Source organism: Candidatus Kurthia intestinigallinarum, assembly GCF_003991225.1.
In the GTDB taxonomy this organism is placed as follows: domain Bacteria; phylum Bacillota; class Bacilli; order Bacillales_A; family Planococcaceae; genus Kurthia; species Kurthia populi.
In genome coordinates this window covers 1-1166 of the sequence record NZ_JTFC01000126.1, presented here as the reverse complement: position 1 = coordinate 1166, position 1166 = coordinate 1, and the positions used below count along the sequence as shown (strand labels likewise).

Annotated in this window: 2 protein-coding genes; both read left to right on the top strand. The window is 42.6% G+C overall.

Annotated features, from left to right (window positions below; all coding sequences use genetic code 11):
- On the top strand, window positions 1-334 hold a 334-nt coding region (locus QI30_RS20650), incomplete at its 5' end, for a hypothetical protein (RefSeq protein WP_158621090.1).
- Window positions 331-1166 (top strand): VirD4-like conjugal transfer protein, CD1115 family (locus tag QI30_RS19125; RefSeq protein WP_158621089.1); only part of this gene is annotated, 836 nt, incomplete at its 3' end. The genes QI30_RS20650 and QI30_RS19125, both read left to right, overlap by 4 nt.

Genomic DNA, 1166 nt, shown 5'->3' with positions numbered 1-1166 from the left:
TGGTGAACTGAAGCTTGCCATTACGACAGATGCAATGCTTGGGAGTGTAAAGGAGCTGTTTCTACATCCTGTACAGGCGATAGAAGGCTACGTGGCATCTAAAAATCCATTGTTTTTCATTTTGACGGTGCTTAATTTGTTTTATAGTGCGTTACTGCAATTAAAGCGCAAAACGAAAAAGGACGGGTGGGACATTCACGAAAAGAATGCATATCACGGCTCGGCACGTTGGGCGAAGGAAAAGGAAATATTAGATGGAAATTTTATCGCAAAATCAGAAAAGGATGTGCGTGAAACATTTTTACAGTCACTTAAAGGGCGTGATGTAGAATGAACGGTACTATTTTAGGCATCTACAATAAAAAAGTGTTAATCCAGCCAAATGAATCAAAGCCGAACCGTAATATTATGGTTGTTGGTGGACCTGGGAGCTATAAAACGCAGTCCTTTGTTATGACGAATGTTTTATATGAAACCGAGAACAGCATTGTCATAACAGATCCAAAGGCTGAGGTGTACGAGAAAACGGCAGCGATTAAAGAGGCACAAGGCTACGAGGTACATGTCATTAATTTTATGAACATGCAGGCGAGCGATCGGCATAATCCGCTAGATTATGTGCGTAAGGAAACGCAGGCGACCACAGTTGCGACGAAGATGGTGGATAGTGCGAATAAGGACGGCAAGCGAGACGTCTGGTACTACTCGCAGCGTGCCTTACTGAAAGCTCTTATTCTATACGCCATTCATGAGCTAGAGCCAAAGAATCGCAATATGCGAGGGTTACTTGAATTCCTACAAACCTTTGATACAGCAGATGGGGACGGGGATAGTGAGCTGGATCAGCAGTTTTTACAGCTTGATTTTAAACACCCAGCCAGACGTGCCTACGAGCTAGGTTATAAAAAAGCGAAGCAGGAAATGCAGGGCAGTATTATTGTGTCGCTCCTTACGACCATTTCTGACTACATTGATAGCGAAGTGGCTGAATTTACGAGTTTCAGCGATTTTCATTTAATGGATATTGGGCAAAAGAAAATGATGCTGTATGTAATAATTCCGTTGATGGACCAGTCATGGCAGAGCTTAGTGAACTTGTTCTTTAGTCAGTTATTTAATGAATTGTACGAGTTAGCAGCACTACACCATGCGAGGTTACCACGGAA